At 66.3% G+C, this 22,233-nt stretch carries 21 protein-coding genes; 7 read left to right on the top strand and 14 right to left on the bottom strand.

Going from position 1 to position 22,233, the window contains the following annotated elements; genetic code table 11:
* The coding region (locus ACXYMN_RS07385; RefSeq protein WP_459012903.1) for an FAD-dependent oxidoreductase at positions 1 to 138 on the bottom strand (138 nt) is incomplete at its 3' end.
* 469 nt (positions 139 to 607) lie between these two features.
* On the opposite strand from ACXYMN_RS07385, the gene greA reads away from it, so the two are divergent.
* Entirely contained in the window at positions 608 to 1,078 is a 471-nt protein-coding gene (gene greA, locus ACXYMN_RS07380) for a transcription elongation factor GreA (protein WP_459012879.1), read from the top strand.
* 17 nt (positions 1,079 to 1,095) lie between these two features.
* On the top strand, positions 1,096 to 2,094 hold the full coding sequence (locus ACXYMN_RS07375; RefSeq protein ID WP_459012878.1) for a hypothetical protein: 999 nt from the start codon (positions 1,096 to 1,098) through the stop codon (positions 2,092 to 2,094).
* 125 nt (positions 2,095 to 2,219) lie between these two features.
* Here ACXYMN_RS07375 and ACXYMN_RS07370 read toward each other — a convergent pair whose 3' ends face one another.
* The 3 genes from ACXYMN_RS07370 to ACXYMN_RS07360 all read right to left on the bottom strand — a co-directional run bounded on the left by ACXYMN_RS07370 (position 2,220) and on the right by ACXYMN_RS07360 (position 5,662).
* Positions 2,220 to 3,056 carry a DUF481 domain-containing protein gene (locus ACXYMN_RS07370; RefSeq protein WP_459012877.1) on the bottom strand — a complete coding sequence of 279 codons (837 nt, stop codon included), beginning with the start codon at positions 3,054 to 3,056 and terminating at the stop codon, positions 2,220 to 2,222.
* 125 nt (positions 3,057 to 3,181) lie between these two features.
* Positions 3,182 to 4,120 (bottom strand): LysR family transcriptional regulator, encoded by a 939-nt coding sequence (locus tag ACXYMN_RS07365; protein ID WP_459012876.1) that lies wholly within the window; start codon positions 4,118 to 4,120, stop codon positions 3,182 to 3,184.
* 141 nt (positions 4,121 to 4,261) lie between these two features.
* Positions 4,262 to 5,662, bottom strand: a complete 1,401-nt coding sequence (locus tag ACXYMN_RS07360) for a magnesium transporter (protein ID WP_459012875.1) — start codon at positions 5,660 to 5,662, stop codon at positions 4,262 to 4,264.
* Between the two features lie 604 nt (positions 5,663 to 6,266).
* Between ACXYMN_RS07360 and ACXYMN_RS07355 the strand changes: the two genes are divergently transcribed.
* Complete coding sequence (locus ACXYMN_RS07355) at positions 6,267 to 6,788, top strand: DUF992 domain-containing protein (RefSeq protein ID WP_459012874.1); 522 nt, start codon at positions 6,267 to 6,269, stop codon at positions 6,786 to 6,788.
* Positions 6,789 to 7,072: 284 nt separating this feature from the next.
* On the opposite strand, the gene ACXYMN_RS07350 is transcribed toward ACXYMN_RS07355, so the two are convergent.
* From ACXYMN_RS07350 to ACXYMN_RS07335, 4 genes are all read right to left on the bottom strand, one after another.
* The gene (locus ACXYMN_RS07350) at positions 7,073 to 9,184 is read right to left on the bottom strand and encodes a molybdopterin-binding protein (RefSeq protein WP_459012873.1); all 2,112 of its coding nucleotides are present in this window, start codon (positions 9,182 to 9,184) and stop codon (positions 7,073 to 7,075) included.
* Positions 9,181 to 9,672, bottom strand: coding sequence for a molybdopterin-guanine dinucleotide biosynthesis protein B (gene mobB / locus ACXYMN_RS07345; protein ID WP_459012872.1), 492 nt, complete (start codon positions 9,670 to 9,672; stop codon positions 9,181 to 9,183). Before mobB ends, ACXYMN_RS07350 begins: the two co-directional genes overlap by 4 nt.
* Positions 9,669 to 10,277, bottom strand: a complete 609-nt coding sequence (gene mobA, locus ACXYMN_RS07340) for a molybdenum cofactor guanylyltransferase MobA (RefSeq protein WP_459012871.1) — start codon at positions 10,275 to 10,277, stop codon at positions 9,669 to 9,671. The genes mobB and mobA overlap by 4 nt, the downstream gene beginning before the upstream one ends.
* A 130-nt stretch (positions 10,278 to 10,407) precedes the next feature.
* Entirely contained in the window at positions 10,408 to 11,301 is an 894-nt protein-coding gene (locus ACXYMN_RS07335; protein ID WP_459012870.1) for a formate dehydrogenase accessory sulfurtransferase FdhD, read from the bottom strand.
* Positions 11,302 to 11,362: 61 nt separating this feature from the next.
* Here ACXYMN_RS07335 and ACXYMN_RS07330 point away from each other — a divergent pair, with 61 nt between their 5' ends.
* Together ACXYMN_RS07330 and ACXYMN_RS07325 are read left to right on the top strand one after the other, a co-directional pair.
* A complete protein-coding gene (locus ACXYMN_RS07330) occupies positions 11,363 to 12,076 on the top strand; it encodes an AzlC family ABC transporter permease (protein WP_459012869.1) in 714 nt (237 codons plus the stop codon).
* A complete protein-coding gene (locus tag ACXYMN_RS07325; protein ID WP_459012868.1) occupies positions 12,073 to 12,399 on the top strand; it encodes an AzlD domain-containing protein in 327 nt (108 codons plus the stop codon). The genes ACXYMN_RS07330 and ACXYMN_RS07325 overlap by 4 nt, the downstream gene beginning before the upstream one ends.
* A 31-nt stretch (positions 12,400 to 12,430) precedes the next feature.
* Here the strand turns inward: ACXYMN_RS07325 and ACXYMN_RS07320 are convergent, their stop codons facing one another.
* The 4 genes from ACXYMN_RS07320 to ACXYMN_RS07305 all read right to left on the bottom strand — a co-directional run bounded on the left by ACXYMN_RS07320 (position 12,431) and on the right by ACXYMN_RS07305 (position 16,071).
* Positions 12,431 to 13,054, bottom strand: a complete 624-nt coding sequence (locus tag ACXYMN_RS07320) for a hypothetical protein (RefSeq protein WP_459012867.1) — start codon at positions 13,052 to 13,054, stop codon at positions 12,431 to 12,433.
* A gap of 34 nt (positions 13,055 to 13,088) precedes the next feature.
* Positions 13,089 to 13,223 carry an aa3-type cytochrome c oxidase subunit IV gene (locus tag ACXYMN_RS07315; protein ID WP_459012866.1) on the bottom strand — a complete coding sequence of 45 codons (135 nt, stop codon included), beginning with the start codon at positions 13,221 to 13,223 and terminating at the stop codon, positions 13,089 to 13,091.
* A 95-nt stretch (positions 13,224 to 13,318) separates the two neighbouring features.
* A complete protein-coding gene (locus tag ACXYMN_RS07310) occupies positions 13,319 to 14,359 on the bottom strand; it encodes an MBL fold metallo-hydrolase (RefSeq protein WP_459012865.1) in 1,041 nt (346 codons plus the stop codon).
* On the bottom strand, positions 14,356 to 16,071 hold the full coding sequence (locus tag ACXYMN_RS07305; protein WP_459012864.1) for an acyl-CoA dehydrogenase: 1,716 nt from the start codon (positions 16,069 to 16,071) through the stop codon (positions 14,356 to 14,358). The genes ACXYMN_RS07310 and ACXYMN_RS07305 overlap by 4 nt, the downstream gene beginning before the upstream one ends.
* Before the next feature lie 153 nt (positions 16,072 to 16,224).
* Here ACXYMN_RS07305 and ACXYMN_RS07300 point away from each other — a divergent pair, with 153 nt between their 5' ends.
* The gene (locus ACXYMN_RS07300; RefSeq protein WP_459012863.1) at positions 16,225 to 17,160 is read left to right on the top strand and encodes an L-threonylcarbamoyladenylate synthase; all 936 of its coding nucleotides are present in this window, start codon (positions 16,225 to 16,227) and stop codon (positions 17,158 to 17,160) included.
* A 3-nt stretch (positions 17,161 to 17,163) separates the two neighbouring features.
* Here the strand turns inward: ACXYMN_RS07300 and ACXYMN_RS07295 are convergent, their stop codons facing one another.
* The gene (locus ACXYMN_RS07295) at positions 17,164 to 17,763 is read right to left on the bottom strand and encodes a YqgE/AlgH family protein (protein ID WP_459012862.1); all 600 of its coding nucleotides are present in this window, start codon (positions 17,761 to 17,763) and stop codon (positions 17,164 to 17,166) included.
* A gap of 123 nt (positions 17,764 to 17,886) precedes the next feature.
* Here ACXYMN_RS07295 and ACXYMN_RS07290 point away from each other — a divergent pair, with 123 nt between their 5' ends.
* Positions 17,887 to 18,699, top strand: coding sequence for a protein-disulfide reductase DsbD domain-containing protein (locus tag ACXYMN_RS07290; RefSeq protein ID WP_459012861.1), 813 nt, complete (start codon positions 17,887 to 17,889; stop codon positions 18,697 to 18,699).
* Between the two features lie 154 nt (positions 18,700 to 18,853).
* Here ACXYMN_RS07290 and ACXYMN_RS07285 read toward each other — a convergent pair whose 3' ends face one another.
* Entirely contained in the window at positions 18,854 to 22,231 is a 3,378-nt protein-coding gene (locus tag ACXYMN_RS07285) for an efflux RND transporter permease subunit (protein ID WP_459012860.1), read from the bottom strand.
* Positions 22,232 to 22,233: the final 2 nt, after the last annotated feature.

Genomic DNA, 22,233 nt, shown 5'->3' with positions numbered 1-22,233 from the left:
CTCCGAGCCCTTCTCGAGCACAACCACCTGGCAATCGGCATCAAGCTGCTTGAGACGGATCGCCGCCGACAGACCCGCAGGACCCGCCCCCACAATCACGACGTCATAATCCATGGCTTCGCGCTGGTTCTCGCTCATGTCTCTCCCTTTGAGGCCTCGGGCGGCCTTCCGATGTCAAAACCTCCCCCGACATAAAGCCCCCCGTGCGGGGCGGTCAATTGTGACACGGCGTCGAGTGCCGCGCAGCGCCGCCCGGAACCGGTCCTTGCCCGCAAATTGCGCGCCCGGCCCGATCAACCACGTCCCGGCGCGGCGTCGATCCGGGAAGGGACAGACAACGCCCGCCACCGACGTCCGCCACCGACCGGGCGACCTATCCCCCCGGGGCACCGGCGGCGGCGCGGGCGCGATCAGGCCATGCCCGGCGCGACAAGGCCCGGCGGTCGCGGATATCGGCAAGCTTGCCGATGGTGCCGTGCAGATGCTTGCCGGTGCGCAGGCATTTCAGGACTGACCCCCTTGCATTGGCCCGCGTCTCGGGCCACGTTCCGCAGTGACCAAACGGGCCGCCTCGCGCGGCCCGTGCCATTCTGTTGGACCATGACTTATGGAAAAGTTCCTGATGACCCGCGCGGGACATACCGCGCTCGAGACCGAACTGAAAAAGCTCAAGTCGATCGAGCGTCCGGCGGTGATCCAGGCCATCGCCGAAGCGCGCGAGCTCGGGGATCTCAAGGAAAACGCCGAATACCACTCGGCGCGGGAAAAGCAGGGCTTCATCGAGGGCCGCATCAAGGAACTGGAGGCCGTCATCGGCCTGGCCGAGGTGATCGACCCCAAGACCCTGTCCGGCGCGGTCAAGTTCGGCGCGACGGTCAAGCTGGTCGACGAGGACACCGAAGAGGAAAAGACCTGGCAGATTGTCGGCGAACACGAGGCCAGCATCGAAAAGGGTCTGCTTAACGTGAAATCGCCCATTGCACGCGCGCTGATCGGCAAGGAAGAAGGCGACAGCGTCGAGGTCCGTACCCCCGGCGGTGAAAAGAGCTACGAAATCCTGTCGATCTCATTCGTCTGACCCCGGAGAGGGCCGCCATGGCCGACCCCAAAGAAAGCCGCCCGACACCGCTTGGTGTCTATCCCGAACGTGACGGTCCGGGCGTGACCAGCATCGAGTTGACCGCCGCTGTCATCAGTCTGGTCTGGCTGGTCACCGCCGCGGGTTTCTTCCTGTTCGCCGGAATTGGCGGAGAGGACGGGCTGCGCTTCGTGCTGACGCTGATGGTGGTCTTCCTGCCGGTGGTGATGATCTGGGTCGCGGCGCTGGCGATGCGCGCCACCCGCGTCATGCGTCGCGAGGCCCAGCGCCTCGAGACCGCGGTCGATGCGCTGCGCCGCGCCTATGTCGCCCAGTCCCGTGACGCCTCGAAGGAAACCGGTGCGACCATTACCCGCAAACTCGACGAAATCGCGGCGACCCAGAAAAAGGCCGAGACCGCGCTGGCGATGTTCGTCTCGACCCGCGCCCGCGACGGTATCGCCGCGCGGCGGGCCGAGCCGGAACCCGCACCCGGAGACCAGCCCGCGCTGGCCCTGGGCACCCCGTCCGAAGCGCTGAGCCCGCCGCTGGCCAATGCCGACCTGATCCGCGCCCTCAACTTCCCCGAAACCGCCGAGGACGAGGCCGGGTTTGCCGCCCTGCGCCGGGCGCTGAAACACCGCACCGCGGCGCAACTTGTGCAGGCCAGCCAGGACGTGCTGACGCTGCTCAGCCAGGACGGCATCTACATGGACGATCTGCGGCCCGACATGGCCCGCCCCGAGTTGTGGCGGCGCTTCGCCCAGGGCGAGAGGGGCCGCGCCACGGCGGCATTGGGCGGCATTCGCGACCGGTCATCGCTGGCGCTGACCAATTCCCGGATGAAGGAAGACCCGATTTTCCGCGATGCCGCGCACCATTTCCTGCGGCTTTTCGACAAGGGGCTCGCCCGGTTCGAACCCGACGCGTCGGACGCGGACATCTCGGATCTGGCCAACACCCGCACCGCCCGCGCCTTCATGCTGCTGGGCCGCGTCGCAGGCACCTTCGACTGACGACCTGTTTGCGGCAGATGCCTATGTCGGGTGCCGCAATTCCAGTTAGCCGGTACTGTGCGCAGGCACAAAAAGGGGGGCAGATTTCTCTGCCCCCAAGGCCACATGAGGTGTCGGCCAACAGTTTATTTGAACGAATAGACCAGCGACACACCGATGGTATTGTCCGTGTGCTTCGCGCCGACGGCAGCCTGAGAATGGTGCTCTGTCAGAACGCTGGTCCGCACTGCCAGCGCATCTGTCATGGACACGGTCAGGGCGAGGTCATTGAATACCCCGGTGTCGGATTCCGACCAGATCACATCGGTGTCATTGGTCACGAAGACCGTGTCAGACAGCTTGTGTGCGTAGTCCGAGCTGAGGCCGACAGCACCTTCGCTAATGTCGCCTTTGGATACGTCTGAAAGTTTCGAGAACCGGTAGCCCGGTCCGGCCTGAACCGACCATTGACGGGTGGCATCGTTGAAGATGCGATAGCCGGCACCGAAGCTGACGAAAGTGTCGGTTTCGAAATCCGAGAATTCGTCGACGGACCCCTGCACCTTGGCAAAGCCGAACGTTACCGGGGTGAAGTCGCGGGTATACTCAAGACCGTAGAACAGGCTTTCTTCAGTCTTGGTGCCATCGTCTTCGCCGTAAGCGTAGTTCAGCTGCAATTCGATACCGTTCGGGCCGAACACATAGTTCATGTCCGTACCGATGCCGACATCAACGCTTTCAGTGTTGCCGGTAGATGCAATGGCGCGCAGCGCGGCCGAGCCGGAAAATCCTTGCGGGCGGCCTTCGTTGCCAAAACGGTCAAGCTCGCGCTCGGCATCGTCTTCGATGGCATCGATCAGGTCTTCGTTGAGGTCGCCCGCGACAGTGCTTCGACCGACCAGCGTTTGCGCAGAGACGGAAGTTGCCGACAGCGCGGCGATCAGAGCGATCACGCCCACGTCGAATCTGGTTACAGTTTTCATTGGTTGTCCTTTCAACAATGAATGGCCCGTCCTTAAAGAGCGGGAGCAATTCTGCTGGAACGACATCTAATTATGCACTTAAAAAGAGCAACATTCATTTTATTTAGCAATGAAACGATATAAAATCATGTGAAAGGAAGTGACGCCTTCCCAAGCACTTCCAAGGCATCACCCATGCTCAACTCGACCAGGTCGGCCCGAACGGAATCCTGTTCGGTTTCGATCTGTGACTTTACCGCAACAAGTGCCGCTTCGGCGGTGGTCCTGATCTCTTCGTCGAGATCATCGCGCCAGACCGACCAGACCGGATACGGGAAAACCGGCGCATCTGGGACAAGGTGCAATTGCCCCTCTTCCAGGTATTTCTTGATATATCGCGCCGGCAGGTAGGCGGCTTTTCGTCGGTTCACGATGTAATCTGCCGCCATCGCCCCCAGTGACAGGGTCAAGCCCGCGTTGGTCAGTTCGGGAAGTTCCTTGGCATGGGCATGGACAAATTCCGGACCCCAGTCGACGAACACGTAATGGTCGGCAACATCGTCCAGAGTTGCCTTGAACGACGCGGCAAGAACCAGTTCTTCATTCATCACCGGGGATGCGGTCAGGCCGGGTCTGAGTTGCGGCGTGTACATCAGCCCGACCTGAACGATGCCTTCGATCAGAAAACGCGTGATGCGATCGGGCATCCCAAGCTCGGCCCGCACGCTCAGCGACGGCAGGTCAGACTGAAGCTGGTCGATCCACCTGAATCCGAGCCGGGGCCAAAGCGAATATTGCGCGCCGATCGTCAGCGACTTGGTGAAGCCTTCGGGGACGCCGACCTGCTGACGGGCCTCCTCCCACAGCTTTATCATGGACAGGGCGTAGCGCTCGAACGCGCGACCTGCCGGTGTCAGTTCGGCCCCCGCCTTCGAGCGCGTGAACAGCGGCTTGCCCAGCGCGGTCTCAAGGCGGAGCACCCGCAGGCTGACAGCGGATTGCGTGACGAAAAGCCGTTCGCTGGCATTCACGAAGGACCCGGTTGCCGCGACTTCGAGGAAGGTTCGGATCAGGGCAATGTCCATTGCGGGTCTCCGTGCTCGGCCAGCGTTTCAGTCATGTTTCAAATCGATACCCCAGTGTTTCTGAATTCCCTAATTCAAGATCGACTGCGGCCGAGCCTGCCCTGACGCGTCGCGCGTCGGCGTCAGGGCAGCGTTTCGAACTTACAGCAGCAGGGGCATCATCAGGCTCGCCAGACTGAGAACGAGAAAGAAACCGGCCATATCCGTGATTGTCGTCAACAGCGGCCCCGAGGCTGCCGCTGGATCCTGGCCCAGTTTTTTCAGCAGCAAAGGCACGACGCCGCCAATCGACACCGCCAGCAACGTGTTGGCGGCAAGGGCGCTGCCGATGACCAGGCCCAGCCACGGGTTGCCCTTCCAGGCCCAGGCGACAAGTCCGATCAGGATACCAAGCGCGATACCGTTGATGACCCCGATGGTCGCCTCCTTGCGCCATACCCGGAACGCGTCCTTGGGTTGCACGATGCCCAGCGCCAGTTCGCGCATCGTCACTCCGACCGCCTGATTGCCGGAGCAACCGGACATGTCCGAGACCATTGGCAGAAAGACGGCGATGGCGATGACCGCCGCAAGGGTTTCCTCGTAGGCCGAGATGACCGATGCGGCGATGATGTTGAGGACGATATTCGCCGACAGCCACGCGAGCCTGCGACGCGACCGCAGCCATGTGGGCATCGAGCGCAGTTCATCGCCCACCACACCCTGCCGTTTCAGGCTTTCGCTCTGGGACCGCTGCAGCGACGCGTCATGCACGGCCGAGCGCGACACAACGCCGACCAGCCGTCCGTCAGCCTCGACGACCGGAAGCCCAAAGAAGTTGTACTCGTCGAACATGTCTTCCAGCGCATCCAGCGTCGTATCGACGCCGACCGTGACCAGCGGCGCCATGATCGTCGACAGCGGCGCGCTGCGGTTCGAGGTCAGCAGCCCACGCAGCGAAACCACACCGACCGGACGGTCCTCGGCATCGACCACGTATGGGTGTTGCCCGCGATAGCGTTCGTAATCGACCTCGTCGGACACGATGCTGCGCAACACCGAACCCACCGTTGCCGTCCCGAGGAACTTGAACGCCTCGGCCGCCATCAGGCCGCCCGCTGTGCCGTCCTCGTATTCCGCCAGCCGCCGGACATCGGCTGCGTCATCCGGATGCAGCCGCGACAGGATCGCGTGCGCCGCTTCGGGATCGAGGTTGCCGATGATATCGGCCTGCAGGTCCGAGTTCAGTTCGTTCAGCACCTCGGCTGCGCGATCCATGGTCATCCGTTCGACCAGATCGGTCGCGGCCTGAAGCGGCGCTTCGACGATCAGATCCGCGGCCAGCGACAGAGGCACCAGTGACAGCAGAATATCCCGGTCCTCGGCATCCAGCAGCAGCAACTGGCGCAGCGCGGCCGAGGGGGCCAGCGGATCCAGCAGCGCCGATAGCACCTCTGCATCGCGCGCATCGACCGCCGCCTTGACCTGCGTGCGCACCGGTTTTGCGTCTTCCTCGGGGTCCGGGATTTCTGGCGGGGCCGCCAGAGTGTCGTCATCAATCATTCAAATGAACTCCTTGCGTTGGGTGCCTCGCCGAAACCGATTTTCCGCGAACAGACTGGCGTCGGCCTGGTCGCCTGACGGGCATCTTACCAATATTTCGCGGATGTCCGAGACAAGTTGCGACGCGGCGAAGCGGATGGCCGGCATGGACTTGCCGCGCCTCCTGTCAGCCGGATTCCCGCGCGGTGCCCGCGACGCCGGGCGGGGCGATCGGGGCGCTTGCCGGTCCGGCAAATGACCAGCGATTCAACCGTGGCGTGCGACACGCGACGCTTTCGCAGGGCGGTTTTCTTGCGCGACACGGCGCCGCGCGATGGGGTATGGACGGCGTGGCCATGCGCCGCCATGTGGTGCAATTTCGCAACATATCGTCCCGGCGCCCGCGCCCGACACGCCGCGCGGATGCGTAAGCCCCCCGGAAACAGCGATTTCCTGATCAATGAGCAATTATCGCTTCAACCACAATTATTTTGAATTTTCATCATCTCTCCACCGTACCTATTTTTGACACAGGTACTGGTGCGCCACCGAAAGGAAACGTCGCCAAATCGATCGGGTGACTGTTCGACCTCGTCCGCCCCGATCTCAATCCAAGGAGATTACCATGAACAATTTGAAACTCACCGTTGCCAGCGCACTGGTTGCCCTGATCTCGATCCCGGCTGTCGCTCAGCAGACGATCGAGGACAAGATGGCAACCGTGAAGCCTGCCACCGAAGTCGGCGGTCAGAATATCGGCAAGCTCGATTGCGAGATCGAAGGCGGTTGGGGCATGTTCCTCGGGTCTTCCAAGGCGGTGACCTGCAATTTCGAAAACCGCGACGGCACGACCGAAAAATACGCCGGTCAGATGGACAAGCTGGGTCTGGACATCGGCTTGACCGAGAAGAGCTACATGACCTGGATCGTGTTCACGACGGCGGACAACAAGCCCGGAGAGCACGCACTGGCAGGAACCTATGTCGGTGTCTCGGCGGGCGCATCGCTGGGTATCGGGCTGGGCGCAAACGCGCTGGTCGGCGGTTCGCAGAAACAGATCGGCCTTCAGCCGGTCAGCGTGGAAGGCGTGAAAGGCGTGAACCTGGCCCTTGGCCTTGCGTCGCTGACGCTGGCAGCGGCTGAGTAACTCCCGTGAAGATCCCCGGAGGCTCGGTGCGGTGCAACCGCGGCAGGCTTTCGGGGTGACGCGTGTTCCCGCCGGAATCGGTCTGGAACAGGACACGGATTGACAACGATGCCTCCGGTCGGCGACCTGCCATCACCTGTCAGGCGCTTCGATCGGGGGCACATTCATCGGGCGGCGCAAAAGCTGCGCTGACCGGACAGACATCGTGGCAATGACGGCTGCCGGTCGATGGCCCCGGGTCGCGCCACGCGGATCCGTCGCCCGGTCGCGGGCAGGATCGCGCGTCAAAGCCCGAACGCGGCGTAGGGCAGAAAGCGCACCATGTCGCCGGGGGCGATGTCGCGTGCGCCCTCGTCCAGCGCCACCAGCCCCTCGGCCCAGGACAGTCCCGACACCCGCCCCGATCCCTCAGAGGCGAAAACCTGCGCGCGACCGTCGCGCAGCCGCGCCCGCAGGTATTCCCGCCGTCCCGGCTTCTTGCGCTTGGAAAACCCCGCGGGCACATCGAAGCCCTGCGGCGCGATCCATCCCGCACCGGCCAGCACCGACATTGCCGGGCGCGCGAAGATCAGCGCACAGACGAAGGCCGCGACCGGGTTTCCCGGCAGACCGAAGACCGGCACCCCCTGCCAAAGCCCCAGCGCCAGCGGACGACCCGGCTTCAGCGCGATCCGCCATTCCTGCATCGCCCCCGCCGACCGCAGCAGGGCGGACACGTGATCCTCGTCGCCAGCAGACGCGCCGCCCGATGTCAGGATCACATCCGCCTCCGTCGCGGCCCGGTCAAACGCCGCGCGCAGCGTCGCTCGATCGTCGGCCACGCGGCCCAGGTCGACCGGCACGTAGCCCCAGCGCGCCGCAAGGCTCAGCAGCATCGGCCGGTTTGCATCGTATATCCCCCCCGGGCCCGCTTGCGTTCCCGGCTCGCACAATTCGTCCCCCGTCGAGAGGACGGCGACGCGCAGCGCCTTGCGCACGCGAAGCTGGCCATGTCCGACCGCAGCCGCGAGGGCCAGCTCCGGCGGCCCGAGCCGGACCCCGGCGCGCAGCGCCACGTCGCCCGCAGCCACGTCTTCGCCCGCCTTGCGGGTATTGGCCCCGCGCCTGATGCCGCCACGAAAGGCGACCCGGACCGCATCGACCGCGCAGTCCTCGTCCAGCACCACGGTATCGACGCCACGCGGCAGATCCGCCCCGGTCAGGACCCGCACCGCATGCCCAGGCGGCACCTCTGCGCCATAGGGCACCCCGGCGGCGGCGCGCCCCGCGACAAGCGGCAGCACGACATCGCCGGCCCCCTGCCCGGCGGCGGCAAATCCGTAGCCGTCGACGGCGCTGTTCGGATGCGGCGGGTTGGATCGCAGCGCATGGAGATCGGCCCCGAGCACCCGCCCGTCGGCTGCGAAAAGATCGACATCCTCAACGCCGGTCACCGGCGCCAACCCGTTCCGCAACAGCGCCAGCGCGTCGTCCACCGGCGTCCAGTCGATCCCGGCGGGCAGCGCGAAGCAATCGTCGCGCAGCGGCGGCGGCTTCAGCCCTTCCGAAACCCCGGATGTGGCCGCCTGACGCAAGGCGGCCTCATGGCCGAGGCCGAAGATCCATCCTTCTTCCGGTGCCGAGACCGCCAGCATCCGCGCCAGAGCCTCGGGGGGCAGCGCTGCCACGGCCTCGGCAAGCACCCGCACCTGCGCGCGGTCCTTGACCTCGCCTTCGTGCCGTCGTGCGGCCACCGCCTCGGCGATCAGCGACGGCCAGACCTCGACCATCGCCACCGGTCGGTCCGGCGGCTCGAACGGCCAGACGGCGACGTCGAAGCGGCGCCGCAGACGCTCCAGCACCGGCAGGCCCATCACGACCTGCGATCCCACGGCGCCTGCCCCCGCCATCTGCCAGCAGGTGAAGGCGCCCCTGGCTTTCCGCTCGCAGGCGCGGCGGTCCGGGAAGGGGTTGCTGTAGTCGGACTTGGTTCGGGGCAACCCGTCGATGTCACGCTTGAGACCATTGGCCCAGAACGGCCCCTGCCCGCCGAACTTCCGGTTGATCTCGCCGGCCAGGTCGAACCGGCTGTTGGCCCGGGGGCCATCCTGGACCCGCGCCGCAAACCACGCCCAGAGCGCGAAGGGATCGGCCCGCCCGGTCAAGGCCTCGGCAAAGCCCTCCGGATAGCCGAAGGGAAAATCGACGCCCAGAAAAAGCCGCCGCCCCGCCGACGTCTCGTCCGCGATCAGGGCCGCCAGTCGCTCTTCGGCGAAGGCGCGGGAACGGCAATAGATCGGTTCTTGCGAGATGCCGTCCCGCACCAGCCCGATCCAGATCGCATCGGCTTTCGGCGTGGCCCCTCGGTCATTGCCGCCGGACCAGTCGACAATTGCAAAACTGTGAAAGCCCGTCACAAACCTACCTCGGCAAGGATGAAATCGGCAATCGCAACCGTGTCATCCAGATCGAAGACCGGTCGGTCCAGGGTCAACGCGGAATCCGAAGCCACGGCCCGGATCGTCGCATCTCCAGGCGCGATCAGGGGCTGACCGGTCGCGGCCCGGTGCGCTTCGATCTTGGGATGCCGGTCCCGCTTGTAGCCCTCGATCAGGACCAGATCGACCGGCGCGAGACGCGGCAACAACGCTGCCAGCGTCGGCTCTTCGGCACCGCGCAACTCTGTCATCAGCGCGATGCGGTTGCGCGAGGCGAGCAGCACTTCGGATGCGCCCGCTTCGCGGTGGCGATGACTGTCGCGGCCTTTCTGGTCGACATCGAAGCTGTGATGGGCGTGCTTGATCGTCGAAACGGAAAAGCCGCGCCCGGTGATCTCGGTCACCAGCCGTTCCATCAGGCCGGTCTTGCCGGAATTCTTCCAGCCGGTGACGCCGTAATGCTTCATGGCAGCAGCGCCTCCGCGCGGATCAGGTCCTCGGGAGCATTGACGTTGAAGAACGGATCGTTCGGCCCCTCGAACAGCGCCTCTCGCCCGCCATGGCCATCGGTCCAGAGTACGACCTTGCGCGTGCCTGCGCCCAGCGCCTGCCGCAGGTCCTCGCGCAGCGCGACGGGCCAGAGGCCGAAGGTCGGGTGGCGCACCCGCCCCCGGTCGGGATCCGGCGTCGCGGCCAGCACCAGGGGAGGATCCATGCCCGCGGCCTCGCCGGTCAGCCGGGCCACCAGATCGCGCGGAAAGAAAGGCGTGTCGGCGGCAACGGTCACGATCCGGTCCGCGCCTTGCGCCGCCGCCCAGTCGAGACCGGCCAGAACGCCCGCGAGAGGTCCGGGGAAACCGGGCACGCTGTCGGGCAGGACCGGCAGGCCATACGCCTCGAACCGCGCGGGATCGCCATTGGCATTGATCGCCATCGCCCGGGTCTGCGGCGCGAGCCTGTCGATGACATGGGCCAGAAGACTGCGCCCGCCGAGGTCGCGCAAGCCCTTGTCGCCGCCGCCCATGCGCCGGGCGAGCCCGCCGGCAAGGATGACCCCCAGAGGCGCGCTCATGCCCATGACGCCCCCGGCCACCCGAAGCGGCCCCGACCTGTCGTGGACCGCATGGCCCACCGATCCGCCCCCCGCCGCGCGGACGGCGACCGGCAGGCCCCACGCTGCCCGGAGATGTCGTACGACACGGTCACGTCGCGCTCTTTCGCCGCGCCTTGCGGTCTTCGTCGGGCACGCTGTCGGGGTCGACATCGCGCACCAGCCGTTCGGCACCGGACAGGCACGTGAACCGCTTGCCCCGCATCCGCCCGATGCAGGTCAGCCCGACCTGATTGGCGATCTCGACACCCCATGCGGTGAACCCGGACCGCGAGGCCAGCACCGGAATGCCCATCAGCGCCGTCTTGATCACCATCTCCGAGGTCAGCCGCCCGGTGGTATACAGGATCTTGTCCGCCGCGCCGACGCCTTCCAGAAACATCCAGCCCGCGATCTTGTCGACCGCGTTGTGACGCCCGACATCCTCCATGTAGACCAGCGGCCGGTCGCCCTGGCACAGCACCGTGCCATGGATCGCACCTGCCTCGAGATACAGCGACGGCGTGGTGTTGATCACATGCGCCAGCCGGTAAAGCCACGAGGATCGTACCTCGACCGCGGGCAGGACCAGCCCCTCGAGCCCCTCCATCATGTCGCCGAAGACCGTGCCCACAGCACATCCCGAGGTGCGGGTCTTCTTCTTCATCTTTTCCTCGAAGCTGGTGGCGGAGGCGGTGCGCACCACCACGGTGTCAAGCTCTTCGTCGAAGTCGATGGCGGTGATGGTCTCGTTGTCTGCCAGCATGCCCTGATTGCGCAGGAACCCCACCGCGAGGTAGTCGGGATAATCCCCGATGGTCATCGCGGTGACGATTTCCTGCCCGTTGAGGTAGATCGTCAGCGGACGTTCCTCGACCACCGAGATGGTCACCTCGGCGCCGGTCTGATCGGTGCCGGTCACCGCCCGCGTCAGACCCGCGCGGGCAGGGTTCGGGGCGATGAGATAGGGCGCGGTGGTGGCGGTCTTGGCTGCGGGGTCGGGCAATTGCACTTTCCTTTGCGCGGGCATAAGGCCGGTATGGCAAACAGGATGTCAGGGCAGAGTGATGGCCTCTCAGGACGCAAAGTCAAGTTATCGGCGCGGGTTTCGGGACGGCTTGCCGTTCCTTCTGGTGATCATCCCCTTCGGCCTGCTGTTCGGGGTGCTCGCGACCGAGGCGGGGCTGTCGGTCTTCGAGGCGCTGTCCTTTTCGGTGGTGGTGATCGCGGGTGCCGCGCAGTTCACCGCGCTGCAGCTTCTGCAGGACGAGGCACCGACCCTGATCGTGCTGGCCTCGGCGCTGGCGATCAACCTGCGGATGGCAATGTATTCTGCGTCGCTCACGCCTTATCTCGGAACGCTGCCGGTCTGGAAACGCGCGGTCGCGGCCTATTTCCTTGTCGATCAGGTCTATGCTTGCGCCGCGCTGGACTATGAAAACCGGCCCGACCAGACCCCGGCCCAGCGCTTTGCCTATTTCCTCGGCGTGGTCACCCCGATCTGTCCGATCTGGTACCTCGCGACGCTTGCCGGGGCGATGCTGGGCGGATCGATCTCGACCGGGTTCGGGCTCGACTTCGCGCTGCCGGTGGCGTTTCTGGCGATGGTCGGGCCGATGTTGCGGACCCGGGCGCACCTGGCCGCCGCGCTGGTCGCGGTGATCTTCTCGCTGCTGTTTTCGTGGATGCCGTTCAACCTCGGCCTGCTGGTCGGCGGCGTCGCGGGCATGATCGCCGGGGCCGAAACCGAACGCCGCCTGGGCGTGGAGCCGTTCTCATGATCGATACAGCCCCCCTCTGGACCGTGATCATCGGCCTTGGCATCGGCAGTTTCGCGCTGCGCTTCGTGTTTCTCGGGCTGGTCGGCGACCGGCCGCTGCCGCCATGGCTGCTGCGACACCTGCGGTATACCGCCGTGGCGATCCTGCCCGCGCTGATCGCGCCGCTGGTGGTCTGGCCAAGCGCCACGGGCAACAGCTTTGAGCCGGTGCGCTTTACCGCCGGACTACTGACGCTGGCCGTCGCGTTCTACACCAAAAACGTGCTGTCCGCGATGCTGGTCGGGGCCGCGACGCTGGGTGTCGGTCTGTATTTCTGGGGATGAGCCGGGGGCGGCGCGCAAGACGCCGCCGCGCCTAGTTCGTGACCGAAAAGGCCTCGATCGCCTCGGATTTGTCGTCGCCGTCATCGTCGTAGACACGCCGCGTCACGACGCCCGGCATCTCGCCCACCTGGTCCGCGAGGTTCAGCGGAAAGAACGTCTGGCCGATGTGTTCAAACCCCGGCAGCTTGCGCAACAGCCCCGAGGTGGCGTTGGTGCAGAAGGCCGAACCGACACGCCCGTTGGTCTTGGCAAGTTGCAGCGCCTGCTCGGCCACGGCGGGGCTGACCTCGATGCGCTGGACCACCACGTGAAACGTCTCGCGCGCGTGAGCAAGTTCATAGAAGCGGGCGATTTCGGGGGTGACGCCATAAAGCACGTCGCCGCGTTCGGGGACCCGCGTGTGGCGCACGGTGCCCGCCGGGTCGAAGATGATCCGTTCGGACCCGTTGATCATCAGGCTCGAATGGGCCCCGGCCCCCGAATTGTTCGACACCATCGTGTAGAGCGTGATCGCGGGGGGGCCGTCATGGCGATAGGCCGCCTGCGCGACCTCCTGCGGCGAGGCGTCGACCTCGCCGATCTGCCCGATGCTACAGCCCGCCAGCGTCAGCGACGCCAGAACCGCGACGATTCCTGCGCGAAGTCTTGATCTCATGCTGCGGTCCAACCGACTGCTCCCACCGGGACGCCTAGCCGTTGAAGATCGCAAGCAGCACAACAGCCACGAGGATCACAATGACAATGCGTGTGACCAGGGTGACGAAGCCTTCGAAGGTCTTTTCGTGCGTAGTGATGTCCATTTCGCCGTGTTTGTGCTCAGCCATGGTCCTGTCCTTCCCGGGAATAAGGTTCGGCGCGAATTATCTGATTTATGATCCGGTGTCACCCGCTTCGAAACCCACTTTTGTCCATCACCGGATCAAATGGCACGGAAGAGCCACGCTTCGTCGTCGCCAAGGGTGCGTTCCGCCCGCCCGTCATGCCACAGGTGCAGGCAATGGGCCATCGCCTCGACCATGGCGAGACCGTATTCCGAATCGCCGATGCGGCGCATGAACAGCGGCGCAAAGCACTCGGTCGCGGATTTGGGCGTGTCCATGTGGGCGTGCAGCCGCCTGAGCGCACCATGATGATTGTCGATCAGTTGCCGCAGCCGCGTCGAGAGTCCCGTGAAGGGCAGCTTGTGGCCGCCAAGCACCAGGTGTTCGGGCCGCGCCAGCGTCCGCAGCCGTTCGCACGCTTCGATCCAGTCCGCGACCGGGTCGGCCTCGGGTTCGGTGGCATAGACCCCGATATTCGAACTGATCGAGGCCAGGATCTGGTCGCCCGCCAGCACCAGGTCGTCGTCGCGCGACCACAGCGTTGCATGTTCCGGCGCGTGCCCGTTGCCGATATGCACATCCCAGTCGCGCCCGCCCGCGCGAAAGCTGTCGCCCTGCCGGATGCGCCGGTAGCCCAGTGGCAAGGGGTGCACCATGTCGGCAAAATTGAACGGACGGCCCGCCGCGCGCTCGGCGTAGATGCGCGCGTCCATGCCGCAGCGCCGCCAGAATTCCAGCGTCTCGGGCGGGGGCAGCGCCTGTTCATCGAGCGTCAGCATCCGCGCCATCAGCATCGCGGTGCGGGTGGTGACGATCTCGGCCCCGTGCACCTTGCGGAACCAGCCCGCCATGCCGACGTGATCGGGGTGATGATGGGTCAGCAGCACGCGGGTCACCGGCTTGCCGCCGAGCGGCCCATCCAGCAGGCCTTCCCAGATCTTCACGGAGCGCCGCGAATACATGCCGGTATCGACCACCGTCCAGCCGTCGCCATCGTCCAGCGCATAGACGTTGACGTGATCGAGCTTCATCGGCAGCGGCAACCGCAGCCAGAGCACACCGGGCGCGACCTCGGTCGCCGCGCCTTCCGCGGGCGGCTCGGCCCAGGGATAGCGGATCCCGGTTGCCTGCGCGCTCATGCGGCCAGATCGTCGGGCGTGATCGCATAGAGATCGTCGGACCCGCTGCGCGCATGGGCCAGCAGGCCGACATGCTCGGGCAGCATCCGGGTGATGTAGAACCGTGCCAGACGCGCGCGGCTGCCGCCCGGTTCGGCCATCGCGGCGCGCAGGTGGTAGTATCCGCCCAGAACCCGGGCAAACGCCATCAGAAACGGCACCGAGCCTGCGAAACGGGCGTTCATGTCCGGCTCCGCCACCAGCCATTCGACCGCCTCGCGCAGGGTTTCGGTGGCCTGCCAGACCGGCTCTGCCAGGTCGGGCAGGTTGGCGCGCGCGGTCTCGGCCGTCTCCTCGATCTCGTCCAGAAGGGCAAAGGCCGCCTCGCCGCCATCCATCATCTTGCGCCCGACAAGGTCCATCGCCTGGATACCGTTGGTGCCCTCGTAGATCGGGGTGACGCGCACGTCGCGCAGAAATTGCGCCGCGCCGGTTTCCTCGACGAAGCCCATGCCGCCATGGACCTGCACGCCCTCGTTGGCGACGCGCATGCCGACCTCGGTGCCGAACGCCTTGGCGATCGGGGTCAACAGCGCCGCACGCGCCTGCCAGTCGGGCTCGCCGGTGGCGCGGGCCATGTCGATGGCAACGCCGCAGGCCAGCGCGATGGCACGCGCGGCATAGATGTCGGCCTTCATCGAGGCCAGCATCCGACGCACATCGGCGTGATCGACAATGGCGCCGGTGGCCCCTTCGATCCGCGATTGCCCCTGGGTGCGGTCCATGGCGTAGGCCAGCGCATGCTGATACGCACCCTCGGCGATGCCGACGCCCTGCGCGCCGACGCCGAGACGGGCATTGTTCATCATGGTGAACATCGCCTTCATTCCGGCCCCTTCCGCACCGACAAGCCAGCCGGTCGCGCCGTCATATTGCATCACCGCCGTCGGCGAGCCGTGAATGCCCATCTTTTCTTCAAGCGACACGACCCGCAGGCTGTTGGCGTCGCCCAGGGTGCCGTCGTCATTGGGAATGAACTTCGGTACCAGGAACAGGCTCAGCCCCTTGGTCCCGGCAGGCGCGTCGGGCAGCCGCGCGAGGACCAGGTGGCAGACGTTCTCGGCGACGTCGTGGTCGCCCCAGGTGATGTAGATCTTCTGGCCCGTGACCGCGAAAGACCCGTCGCCGTTGGGTTCGGCCTTCGACCGCACCGCGCCCACATCGGACCCGGCCTGCGGTTCGGTCAGGTTCATCGTGCCGGTCCATTCGCCCGAGATCAGCCGGGGCAGGTACATCTGCTTGATCTCGTCCGAGCCGTGCGCCTCGATGGCGTCGATCTGGCCCTGGCTCAGCAGCGGGCAAAGCTGCAGCGACAGGTTTGCGCCCGACAGCATGTCGTTGACCGCCGTGGCCATGCTTTGCGGCAGGCCCATGCCACCATGGTCGGGCGATGCGGCGATCGCCACCCAGCCGCCCTCGGCGATGGCCTGATACGCCTCCTTGAAACCCGGCGAGGTGCGCACGACACCATTCTCGAGCCGCGCCGGGTGGGTGTCGCCCGCGCGTCTTGTCGGGGCCACCACCTCATCGCACAGCTTGCCGGCCTCGGTCAGGATCGCCTCGATCACGTCGGGGGTGGCTTCCGCAAAGAGGTCGTGCCCGGTCACGCGGGACAGGTCGACCACATGGTCGAACAGAAAACGGAAATCGGAAACAGGTGCGGAATAGGGCATGGGGGCCTCCTCGTCGACGTCTTGGCAAACAGCTTCGGTTCACTTACGAGCCGCCTGATATCCCAAGCGGGTGTCCGTGCCGTGCGACAGGGTGTCCCGCGCGGTCCGAACGGGCAACCGAAACGCGGCGTCACGAAAAGGGCGGAAAGCGCGATGACCGAACGTCTTACGCTGGGCGATGCCGATATCGCGCGGGCCGTTGAAATATGGCGCGCGGGCGGGCTCGTCGCCTTCCCGACCGAAACGGTCTACGGGCTGGGGGCGGACGCGGCGTCGGACCGGGCCGTGGCCCGCATCTACGCGGCCAAGGGACGGCCCAGCTTCAACCCGCTGATCACCCACGTGGCCGATCTGGCCCAGGCACAGGCGCTGGCGGCCTGGTCCGATGAGGCCGCGGCACTGGCCGATGCCTACTGGCCCGGCCCGCTGACCATGGTGCTGCCCCTGCGCGACGGTGCGGCGCTGTCGAAACTGGTGACGGCGGGGCTGCCCTCGGTGGCGCTGCGCATGCCCGCGCATCCGGTGGCCCGGCAGCTTTTGCGGGCATTCGGCGGCGGAATCGCGGCCCCGTCGGCAAACCGGTCCGGTCTGATCAGCCCGACCCGCGCCGAACACGTGCTTTCCAGTCTCGACGGGCGCATCGACGCGGTGGTGTCCGGCGGGCCATCCGAGGTCGGGCTGGAATCGTCGATCATCGGCCTGACCGGCAAGCCGACGCTGATGCGCCCCGGCAGCATCGGCACCGACGCGCTGGCCCGGACGCTCGGGCAGCGGGTGTTCACCCGGCATGACGCCGAGGCGATCTCGGCCCCTGGCCAGACGCCGTCGCATTACGCGCCCCGCGCCGCGATGCGGCTGAACGCGACCGATTGGCGCGACGGCGAGGCGCGGCTCGGGTTCGGCCGGATGCCCTGCGATCTGAACCTGTCAGAGACCGAAGACCTTGCCGAGGCCGCCGCCAACCTGTTTGCGCATCTGCACGCGCTGGACGATCTGGGCCGCGACGTGATCGCCGTGGCCCCGGTGCCGCATCGCGGTCTTGGCATCGCGATCAACGACCGGCTGAGCCGGGCAGCCGCGCCGCGCTGAGCGTCAGGCCTGCCCGCCCTCGGCGGACAACATCAGCGCCGAGACGCCCAGCCGGGCCAGCGCCTGTTCCCACATGTTGCCCTCCTTGGTCTCGAAGACCAGGTCCGTATCGGCATCGCAGACCAGCCAGCCGTTCTGCTGCAACTCGTGCTCGAGCTGGCCCGGCCCCCAGCCCGAATAGCCGAGACACATGCGCCGCCGGACCGGCCCGTCACCCGCCGCGATCTCTTCGAGGATGTCGAGCGTCGCGGTCATGGCGAAGTCATCGTCGACTTTGAGCGTCGCCACGTCCGAGTGAAATTCCGCGCTGTGCAGCACGAAGCCGCGCCCGGTCTCGACCGGCCCGCCGAAAAACACCGGCTCGAACGGCAGGCTGCCCTCCTGCGCGATGTCGAGCTGCTGCAAGAGCCCGCTGATGCTGAGCCCCGGAGCCGCCTTGTTGAGAATGAGGCCCATCGCGCCATCTTCCGAATGCGAGCACAGGAAGATCACCGCGTGATCGAAACGCGGATCGCCCATGCCCGGCATCGCGATCAGCATGCGTCCGGTCAGATCCGTCGAGCCGGGGTCTGCGCGGGAGGCTTTGGGAGTGTCTGTGGGCATCCGACTCTTTCGTATTTCGTGCACAATGCCGACCCCGCCGGGGCGGCGCAAGCACGGCGATATGTCAATCCGTTCGCCGAGACGTGACTTCCCATTTGGCCATCGACAGGGCAGAGACAAGACATGATCAAACGTATCCTTCTTGTCTGTGCCGCCGCACTCTTGCTGCCTGTCGCGTCGGCCCCTGCCGCCGCGCAGGATTTCGCCAACGTGATCAGGGCCGAGTTGCGCCCCGGCTGGCGGCAACCCGACGGCACCCATGTCGCCGCGTTGCACCTGACGCTGGCACCCGGCTGGAAGACCTATTGGCGGGCGCCGGGCGATGCGGGCATCCCGCCCGAGTTTGGCTGGCGCGGGTCAGGCAACCTTGCGGGCGTGTCGATCATCTGGCCGCGACCGGACGTGTTCGATCAGGGCGGGATGCGGTCGATCGGATACACCAACGAAGTGGTGTTGCCGCTGCTCGTGCGGCCGAAAGCGGCGGGCGACGTGCGTCTTGAGGGCGATATGCAGCTTGGCGTCTGCAAGGACATCTGCATGCCGCACAACCTGCGCTTCTCGGGCAGTCTGGACGCCGCCGTCACCAATCGCGATCCGCTGATCACCGCCGCCATGTCGGACCGCCCCTTCACCGCGACCGAAATCGGCGGCGCCACCGTCACCTGCGAAATTGCCCCCACCGGTGGCGGCGCGATGTCCCTGACTGCGCGGATCGCCATGCCCGCCGCGGGCCCCCGCGAAGAGGTGGTGGTCGAGACCGGAAATCCGTTTCTCTGGGTTGCCGATCCCGAAACGCGGCGCGATGGCGGCACGCTCGTCGCCTCGACGCGCATCGTGCACATGGAGAAAAAGCCCTTCGCGCTCGATCGCGGGGCGCTGACCTTCACCATTCTCGGCAGTCGTCACGCGGTCGAACTGGACGGCTGCAACGGTTAGAGATCGGGCCGACATGGTCCGAACGCCGCAGATCGCGCCCGCACCCCCCTTGGGGCCGCGCCGCGATGGTGTCGCCGCACCGGATCTGACGCACTTGGTATGACGCCCCCGTGCCTGTCACGTCGGACCCCACACCCGGCGCCGACCGCGACCTTCATGCCCTTCGACGCAGTCCCAGCATTGTCGCGAGGATCGCATAGGTCAGCAGCAAGGCCGCCGCGACACCGGCAAGAAACAGCGCAAACGCCGCGCTCAGCCCGCTGCCCATCGGCCAGACCCCGGCCAATGCGGGCGGCAGCGCACCGGTCACCGCGGCCCAGCCCATGGTCACCGCCAGCCAACCCAGCACGACCGTCAGCGCCGCGAGATGGGCCAGTCTCAGCCCCCCGGCGCGGTGCCGCAAGCCGCGTTGCACGCTGGCCCTGGCGCGGGCGAAATCCTCACCGACAGCGATAAGCGCAGGCACGATGAGCAGCACCAGCACCATCCCGAAGCCCAGCCCGTAGACCAGCGTGATCACCGTCGGCTTCAGGAACTCCGCCTGGCTTGACCCTTCGTAGAGCAGCGGGGCCAGGCCCAGAACCGTCGTCAGCGTCGTCAGCAGCACGGGCCGCAGGCGATCTGCCGCCCCGTCGACAATCGCGGGCAGGATGCCGCGATCGGCCGCGTATTCGTCGATCGTCGTCACCAGCACGATGGAGTCGTTGATCACGATCCCGGTCATGCCCAGCAGGCCCACGACCGTGAACATGCTCATCGGAACATCCCAGAAATTGTGCCCCCAGATCGTCCCCACGAGGCCGAAGGGGATGATCGCCATCACCACCATCGGGCGCGACCAGCTGGCAAAGACCCAGGCCAGCACCAGATAGATGCCCAGAAGCACCATGATCAGCGCCACCACCGCATCGGACAGGAATTCGTCCTCCTGCTCGGACAGGCCGGACAGCCGGTAATCCACCTGCCGCTCGGCCGAGATGCCGGGCAGGATCTCGTCCTCTAGGGCCTGCACCACCTCGGCGGCGCGCGCGGGGTCATCCTCGGACAGATCGCCGGTGACCGAGATCAGGCGGATGCCGTTTTCGCGCCGCACCGTCGAGAACCCGGACCGCCGTTCGACCTGCACGATATCGGCAAGCGCCACATAGGCCCCGCCGGGAGTGCGCAGCTGCATCCGTTCCAGGAAATCCGCGGTCAGCTCGTCCTCCGGCAACTCGACCCGAATGGTGGCAGAGCGCGGCCCGACCGGGTAATTCGCGGCCTCGACACCGCCAAGACGCGCCCGCAGGGTCTGGCCCAGCGCCGCGATGTCAAATCCCAGCGCGCGGCCCTGCGGCGTCAGATCGAGGATCAACTCTTCCTTGTCGTAAGACAGGTCGTCCTCAAGCGCGGACACTTCGGGAAACCGCGCCAGCGCGGCTTTCAGGTCTTCCGCCGCGGCCTTCAGCGTGGCGGCATCGGCACCGTAGAACTGCACATCGAGCGCGTCGCCCCCCGGCCCCGACCGCCAGCCGCGAAAGCTGACCGTCTCGGCCAGCGGGTGCTGCTCGACCCGGTCCTGCAATTCGCCGACGAACTGGAACGACGAATAGGGGCGCAGATCGGCCTCGATCAGCTCGATGGCGATCGAGCCGAGCTGGTCCGGCTCCTTGCTGTCGGTGCCCGCAAGGCCACGGCCCGAATTGCCGCCGATCTCGGACAACACGTAATCGACCGGGTTCAACCCGTAGCGCTGTTCGTATTCCGCGCCCAGCGCCGCAACCGCCGATTGCATCGCCCGCATCTGCTCGTAGCTGTCGGCGCGGGTGGCGCCGGGGGCCATGGCGAAGTTGCCGGTCACCGAGGACCGCTCGGGCGCGTTGAAAAAGCGCCAGGGCACGTCGCCGCGAACAAGCAGCGCCGCCTGGCTGGCCAGGATCGCGATCACGCCCGCGATCACCACGTAACGGCCCGCGATGACGCCCGCGATCAGAGGGCGGAAGAGCTGCGACCGGACCCAGCGAAAGACCCGGTTCACCGCGCGCGACGGCGCGTCGTACCAGTGCCGCTTGTCCGCATGGGCCAGCGCGTGCCGCATGTGGTTGGGCAGGATCAGGAAGCACTCCACAAGGCTCGCGATCAGCACCGCGATCACCGTGAAGGGAATGTCCTTGATCAGATCGCCGAAGCGCCCGCCGATCGCCACGAGACCGAAAAACGCGATCACCGTGGTCAGCGTCGCACAGAACACCGGCAACGCCATACGCGCCGCGGCGCGTTCCGCCGCCTCCGCCGGGCCGTAACCGCGCCGCGCCAGATGATCGGCATGCTCACCCACCACGATGGCATCGTCGACCACGATGCCCAGCGTGATGATCAGCGCAAACAGCGAGATCATGTTGAAGGTGATGCCCGCCGCATACATCAGCGCCACCGCCGCCAGCATCGCCGTCGGGATCCCCGCCGCGACCCAGAAGGCGATCCGCGCGTTGAGGAACAGAAACAACAGCGCCACCACCAGCGCCAGACCCATCAGCCCGTTGTCCACAAGGATATCGAGCCTGCCCGAGATCGCCTCGGCCCGGGTGCGGATCAGGTCGATGCCCGCGCCTTCCGGCATCTCGGCCTGAAGCTCTGCCGCGATCTGCTCGACCTGCCGCTGGATGCCGATGGCGTCGCCCCGCGCGGTGCGGTCGACCCGGACCGAGATCGCCGGGTTCTCGCCGACGAAGTAGCTCCGCTCGCGGGTCACGCCCTCGATGCGGATGCGCGCCACGTCGCCGACGGTCAGCTTGGTGCCGTCGGGGTTCGACCGCAGCACGATGGCCTCGATCTCATCGGCGGCGCGCTTTTCGGTGCCGGTGCGCACGCGGGCGTTGGCCCCGTCGACCTCGCCTGCCGGGTTCGCGTCGACCTCGGCACCGATGGCCGCCGCGATCTCGCGCAGCGTGACGTCATGGGCGATCAGGTTGGTCGAGGGCACCTCGACAATGGTTTCCGGTGCCGCCAGCCCGCGGATCGTGGTGTTGGTCACCCCTGCCGCGAACAGGCGGTTGACGAAGAGGTCCGCGTAATTGGCAAGCTGTTCGGCAGCGATCGGACCGGTGATGACCACGTCGGTGACCCGGTCGAACCACGCTGAGCGCGAAATCTCGGCCTCGTCGGCATCCTCGGGCAGGTCGCTGACCGCATCGATGGCCTGGCGCACGTCGTTGCTGGCCCGGCTCATGTCCCAGTTGGGCTCGAACTCCAGCGCGATACCGGCAAAGCCTTCGCGCGACCGCGCACGGCTGGCCTCGACCCCCTCCACGGCGAGCAGCGCCGGTTCCAGCCGTTGCACAATGGCCTGATCGATGTCCTCGGCACCGGCACCGTCCCAGCGCACCGAGATGTCGATCTCGTCCACGATCACGTCGGGAAAGAACTGCGCCCGCATGTTGGGCAGCGCCAGCGCGCCTGCCGCCAGCATCAGCACCAAAAGCAGGTTCGCCAGCGTCCGGTGCCGCACGAAATGCGAGAACAGTCCGAATAGCGCGGGCTTGTCCGGTGTCATGG

It is taken from the genome of Roseivivax sp. CAU 1753, from assembly GCF_054482575.1.
Note: the sequence above shows the minus strand (reverse complement) of the source record. Positions and strands in the feature narration are given on the sequence as shown.

Bases quoted from the DNA above. Each gene is read 5' to 3' on its own strand.
- ACXYMN_RS07330 (WP_459012869.1), top strand. From the start codon at position 11,363: ATGGCCTCTCAGGACGCAAAGTCAAGTTATCGGCGCGGGTTTCGGGAC.
- mobB (WP_459012872.1), bottom strand. From the start codon at position 9,672: ATGAAGCATTACGGCGTCACCGGCTGGAAGAATTCCGGCAAGACCGGC.
- ACXYMN_RS07365 (WP_459012876.1), bottom strand. From the start codon at position 4,120: ATGGACATTGCCCTGATCCGAACCTTCCTCGAAGTCGCGGCAACCGGG.
- ACXYMN_RS07310 (WP_459012865.1), bottom strand. From the start codon at position 14,359: ATGAGCGCGCAGGCAACCGGGATCCGCTATCCCTGGGCCGAGCCGCCC.
- ACXYMN_RS07315 (WP_459012866.1), bottom strand. From the start codon at position 13,223: ATGGCTGAGCACAAACACGGCGAAATGGACATCACTACGCACGAAAAG.
- ACXYMN_RS07320 (WP_459012867.1), bottom strand. From the start codon at position 13,054: ATGAGATCAAGACTTCGCGCAGGAATCGTCGCGGTTCTGGCGTCGCTG.
- greA (WP_459012879.1), top strand. From the start codon at position 608: ATGGAAAAGTTCCTGATGACCCGCGCGGGACATACCGCGCTCGAGACC.
- ACXYMN_RS07375 (WP_459012878.1), top strand. From the start codon at position 1,096: ATGGCCGACCCCAAAGAAAGCCGCCCGACACCGCTTGGTGTCTATCCC.
- mobA (WP_459012871.1), bottom strand. From the start codon at position 10,277: ATGAGCGCGCCTCTGGGGGTCATCCTTGCCGGCGGGCTCGCCCGGCGC.
- ACXYMN_RS07325 (WP_459012868.1), top strand. From the start codon at position 12,073: ATGATCGATACAGCCCCCCTCTGGACCGTGATCATCGGCCTTGGCATC.
- ACXYMN_RS07370 (WP_459012877.1), bottom strand. From the start codon at position 3,056: ATGAAAACTGTAACCAGATTCGACGTGGGCGTGATCGCTCTGATCGCC.
- ACXYMN_RS07295 (WP_459012862.1), bottom strand. From the start codon at position 17,763: ATGCCCACAGACACTCCCAAAGCCTCCCGCGCAGACCCCGGCTCGACG.
- ACXYMN_RS07355 (WP_459012874.1), top strand. From the start codon at position 6,267: ATGAACAATTTGAAACTCACCGTTGCCAGCGCACTGGTTGCCCTGATC.
- ACXYMN_RS07285 (WP_459012860.1), bottom strand. From the start codon at position 22,231: ATGACACCGGACAAGCCCGCGCTATTCGGACTGTTCTCGCATTTCGTG.
- ACXYMN_RS07360 (WP_459012875.1), bottom strand. From the start codon at position 5,662: ATGATTGATGACGACACTCTGGCGGCCCCGCCAGAAATCCCGGACCCC.
- ACXYMN_RS07300 (WP_459012863.1), top strand. From the start codon at position 16,225: ATGACCGAACGTCTTACGCTGGGCGATGCCGATATCGCGCGGGCCGTT.
- ACXYMN_RS07305 (WP_459012864.1), bottom strand. From the start codon at position 16,071: ATGCCCTATTCCGCACCTGTTTCCGATTTCCGTTTTCTGTTCGACCAT.
- ACXYMN_RS07290 (WP_459012861.1), top strand. From the start codon at position 17,887: ATGATCAAACGTATCCTTCTTGTCTGTGCCGCCGCACTCTTGCTGCCT.